Here is a 4,044-nt window from a genome sequence, read left to right as displayed (position 1 = left end):
ATACTGTTCGTTCAATAGACGACTGCACAACAGCCTTCAAACCGCGTTGTCTGGTGCAGTCGTCTTCTGAAAATGACACAGGAGCTTGAGCGCCGGGCTACCAGCATCGTGCAGGCGCTGGATGATGCGACCCTTGAGGCCATCGCAGCGGGCACGCTCGACATGCTGGCCATGTGCCGACAGGTGGCCGACGAGATCCACCAGGCCGCCTAAGCCCTCCCCTGCCCTGCCACCGAACCCCGCCGCGTGCGGGGTTTTTTATGACTTCAAACCCTCAAAAGGTGCATTTACTCAAATCCTCAATATGCTATACTGCGCTTGAGTAATTCCTTTTTTCCTCAAACGCTCAATAGCTCAAGGAGCGCATATGCAAGTCATTGCTGTACTGAACCAGAAGGGCGGGGCGGGTAAAACCACCATCGCCACCCACCTTGCCCGCGCCCTGCAACTCGACGGCGCAGACGTGTTGCTGGTTGATTCTGACCCGCAGGGCAGCGCCCGCGATTGGGCCGCCGTCCGCGAGGATCAACCCGTGCCCGTGGTTGGCATCGACCGGCCCACCATCGAGCGCGATCTAAAGAGCGTGGCCCGGAAAGACTTTGTTGTGATCGACGGAGCGCCGCAGGCTCATGACTTGGCCGTGTCGGCAATGAAGGCCGCCGATTGTGTGCTGATCCCGGTGCAGCCGTCGCCCTACGACATTTGGGCAACCTCTGACCTCGTGGATTTGGTCAAGCAGCGCATCGAGCTGACCGACGGCAAGCTAAAAGCGGCTTTCGTGGTGTCCCGTGCGATCAAGGGCACCAAGATTGGTGCGGAAGTCTCCGAGGCGCTGGCCGGGTACGGCCTGCCGATCCTGCAAACGCGCATCACGCAGCGCGTCATCTACCCGAGCAGCGCGGCCAGCGGCACCACGGCCATTGACCAAGAGCCGACGAGCGAGGCCGCCGAGGAAATCCGGGCGCTGGCTGAGGAAGTGCGCCGTTTCCTCAATTGCACCATTTGAGTAATTAAGGAGTAGGTGAAAATGAGTAGCGGGAAACTTGGCATGAAAGCAGGCCGCCCGAGCGCCGCGAAGGCTGGCCCTACCTTGTCCGACCTTGCCGACAAGGCCGCCACCGTCCGGGTGAATTTCGACCTCGACCGGGCCGAGCACACGAAGCTGAAGATTTACGCCGCCAAGACCGGGCGCAGCATCACGGACATTCTGCGCGAACTGGTGCGCTCACTTGATGAAAAGAGTGATTGAGTAATCACTTAACCGGCTGGACGGGTCAAAAGCATGGACTATAGTCCATACATTTTTGATTTGGCGAAATTTAATAATGTTGATGAAATACGGCGCGTGGGGTATAAAGTGATGGTTGAAATGGAACCGTTGAGTCTGGAGGTACTGCCGCCCTCTCATTTCAAGGCGTTTGCGAAGAACGCACCGCATGAGATCAAGGGCGCTGTCATCGAGAACACAGAGCGCGGGCTGGTGATCGTGCTGCACGTTGGCAACGAGCGGCGCATTCTCGGCCAGTACCGGGGAGGCATCCGGTTTTTTCGCTCTTTCGATGGCGCGGCGGCAGTGCTGCGGCAGCATGGCGTGCTGCACTGGACGGCGAATGCAAAAGGCTGGATTCCGCGAACTTTGGAAGCGAAGGAGCGGAGTTCAGATGGATGAAAAAGCAAAGCCCCGCGTGGCAGCGGGGCTTGGCAAGAGGTGGGAACCTAGCAGGTGGCACTGTTTGGAACCCCAAGGCGTGACCGATGCAGACGACCAGAAACACCCAAACTATGGTCTGCATTGTAGCGCCCTACCTCTTGCCGCACAAGCGGAAAGAGGGTTATGGGGCAAGCACAGCTACGACTTTTCAGCCCAGCCGATGAGGCGGGTTGCTATCACGACACAGCCCGGCAGGGCTTTTTCTCGTTGCTCATGGCGACGGGCGAGGGCAGCGGCAAGAAGCAGGACAGTTACCGGCTGTCACAGATGCCCGTGGTGCTCTCCATGCTCGACCACAGCCGGGATACCTGGCTGTCTCAGGCTGAGTTCATCAAGCCCAATCGCCGCGTGGTCAACTTGGCCCGCATCGGCTTGCTGTTCGCCGATCTGGACACCTACCGCGAGCCGTGGGCGCAGGGGCGCAGCCCCGAGCAACTGGCCGCCGCTGTCATGTTCCGCTGCTACGACGAAGGCGTGCCGCCGCCGTCGATCCTCGTTTTCTCTGGCCGTGGCGTGCAAGCAAAGTGGCTGCTGGATGGCACCTTGCCGCGTCAGGCGCTGCCACGCTGGAATGCCTGCCAGCGTTACCTGATCGACCGTCTGGCCGGGCTGGGCGCTGATCCAGCGGCCAAGGATGCAAGCCGCGTGCTCCGGCTGGTCAATACGGTGAACAGCAAGAGCGGCGAGGTTTGCCGCGTCATCCACGTTGAGCTAGGCCCGGACGGCGAGCCGATCCGGTACAACTTCGAGTATCTGGCCGAGGCGCTGCTGCCGGTGGCCCGCTGGGACATCGAGGCCGACCGCAAGGCCCGCGCCGACCGTCGCCAGTTCAAGCTGCTGCCGGGCGGCCAAACCGGCAACCTGCGCACGCTCAACGGGCGGCAACTGGCGTGGGATCGCCTGGAGGACTTGCGCACGCTGGCCGCGCTGCGCGGCGGCGTGGCCGAGGGTGAGCGGATGCAGCACCTGTTTTGGCGGCTGAATTTCCTGCTGCTGTCAGGTGCGACGCACACCGGCCAGATGTACCACGAGGCCGCCGCGCTGGCCCGTGAGCTTGACCCACGGTGGAACTACCGCAGCGCCGAGCTTATGACGCTGTACGCCAAGGCCAAGGCCCACGAAGCCGGGGAAAAGGTGGAGTTCGGCGGCAAGCAGTTTGCGCCGCTCTACACGCCCAAGAACGACACGCTTATCAGCCTGTTTCACATCACCGACGACGAGCAGCGCAAGCTGCGCACGCTCATCAGCCGGGACATGGCCGCAGAGCGCCACAGCGAGCGCGAGAAAGCCCGCAGACGTGCCGCTGGGGCTGTCGATCGTGCTTCCTATCTGGAAGCAGCCAGCGCCAAGCAGGCGCAGGCTTTGGCCCTCAAGGCGCAGGGTCTGAGCGTGCGGGCCATTGCTGCACAGATGGGCATTAGCAAGACCGCTGCCGGGCGCTACATCGCAGAGCCGGGAGAGTGTCCCAAGTCCATGCGTATTACTAATGGCGAAGCCTACGCCCGGCGCGTAGCGCCTGCCTTTGAATAGCGCCTGAACGGCGCGGCCCCCTCGTCCAGTTCCTCGGGTGGCTGTCATGAGTCGCGCCCGTCGATCCTTTCCGCCCGCGCTGCTGGATTCGTTGCGGGCAATGACGGTGCAGGAAACGCTAGACCGGCTGGGCCTGTACTGGAAACGTGATCCTGGCTTTGTGCCGGTGAAGGACAAGGCTACGGTGCGGCTGAATGTGTCCATTGGTGGCGGCGGTGTTGAGCTACTGGCGACCGGGCCGAAGTGGTACGACACGCGGAAAGAGCAGGGCGGCGGTGCCATCGACCTGGCCATGCACCTGTTCAGATTGTCATTTGTGGATGCGGTCAAACGGCTGTCGCCTTGATCGTGTTTGCAAGATGCCTCCGGCGGCCCTGCCGGGGGCCACTCGCCGCCGTGAGGCTCGGGGGGCAGGGTGGCGGTCTTCGCCCTTCGTCCTGCCCCCACTCGCTCAGGCTGGGGCGCTCCGAGGGCATCAAGCGACTTTCGCGGCATCAACGGTGCCCCCCTACGGGCTACCCCCTTTATTCCACGGTTCGCTTGACCCCCTCTCCACTAGTAGGCGGCCCGTGGCGGCGTTTTCTCGACGTGGCCCTGCCTGCCCCCTTTCTTACCTTCTCAAAACGCGCTGTAGGCCCGTTTCTGGCCGGAGCCGGGCGGCGGGCGGAAAGCTCCGCTTTTCGTTCGACGGCTGGCCGACAACGAGCCGAAGGCGAGGCGTCAGCACGGTGTTTCACCAAAAACGAGCAGCCGACCGGGCAGCGGTACGTTACGAAAACCGCTTGCGTATCGTATCTGTATTG

6 protein-coding genes are annotated in these 4,044 nt (G+C 62.2%); all 6 read left to right on the top strand.

The annotated features are described in order from the left end of the window. The first annotated feature begins 72 nt into the window (after nt 1–72). Entirely contained in the window at nt 73–213 is a 141-nt protein-coding gene (locus tag L976_RS23050) for a hypothetical protein (RefSeq protein ID WP_156143128.1), read from the top strand. A gap of 154 nt (nt 214–367) precedes the next feature. Then, nucleotides 368–1,006, top strand: coding sequence for a ParA family partition ATPase (parA, locus tag L976_RS00800; protein ID WP_008166580.1), 639 nt, complete (start codon nt 368–370; stop codon nt 1,004–1,006). A gap of 21 nt (nt 1,007–1,027) precedes the next feature. Next, nucleotides 1,028–1,249, top strand: a complete 222-nt coding sequence (locus L976_RS00795; protein WP_011178357.1) for a plasmid partition protein ParG — start codon at nt 1,028–1,030, stop codon at nt 1,247–1,249. A 33-nt stretch (nt 1,250–1,282) separates the two neighbouring features. Continuing rightward, the gene (gene parC, locus L976_RS00790) at nt 1,283–1,669 is read left to right on the top strand and encodes a ParC family partition-associated protein (protein ID WP_011270177.1); all 387 of its coding nucleotides are present in this window, start codon (nt 1,283–1,285) and stop codon (nt 1,667–1,669) included. A gap of 165 nt (nt 1,670–1,834) precedes the next feature. Further along, entirely contained in the window at nt 1,835–3,241 is a 1,407-nt protein-coding gene (locus L976_RS00785; RefSeq protein WP_052183938.1) for a replication protein, read from the top strand. Between the two features lie 46 nt (nt 3,242–3,287). Then, nucleotides 3,288–3,587 carry a hypothetical protein gene (locus L976_RS00780; protein WP_023277449.1) on the top strand — a complete coding sequence of 100 codons (300 nt, stop codon included), beginning with the start codon at nt 3,288–3,290 and terminating at the stop codon, nt 3,585–3,587. Nucleotides 3,588–4,044 lie beyond the last annotated feature (457 nt).

This window comes from Shewanella sp. ZOR0012 (assembly GCF_000798835.1).
Lineage (GTDB): Bacteria > Pseudomonadota > Gammaproteobacteria > Enterobacterales > Shewanellaceae > Shewanella > Shewanella xiamenensis.
The sequence above is the reverse complement of the archived record's forward strand: the minus strand, read 5'-3'. Positions and strand labels throughout refer to the sequence as shown.

Excerpts from the sequence above, each read along its gene's own strand:
- L976_RS00780 (WP_023277449.1), top strand. The coding sequence starts at position 3,288 with ATGAGTCGCGCCCGTCGATCCTTTCCGCCCGCGCTGCTGGATTCGTTG.
- parC (WP_011270177.1), top strand. The coding sequence starts at position 1,283 with ATGGACTATAGTCCATACATTTTTGATTTGGCGAAATTTAATAATGTT.
- L976_RS00785 (WP_052183938.1), top strand. The coding sequence starts at position 1,835 with ATGGGGCAAGCACAGCTACGACTTTTCAGCCCAGCCGATGAGGCGGGT.
- L976_RS23050 (WP_156143128.1), top strand. The coding sequence starts at position 73 with ATGACACAGGAGCTTGAGCGCCGGGCTACCAGCATCGTGCAGGCGCTG.
- parA (WP_008166580.1), top strand. The coding sequence starts at position 368 with ATGCAAGTCATTGCTGTACTGAACCAGAAGGGCGGGGCGGGTAAAACC.
- L976_RS00795 (WP_011178357.1), top strand. The coding sequence starts at position 1,028 with ATGAGTAGCGGGAAACTTGGCATGAAAGCAGGCCGCCCGAGCGCCGCG.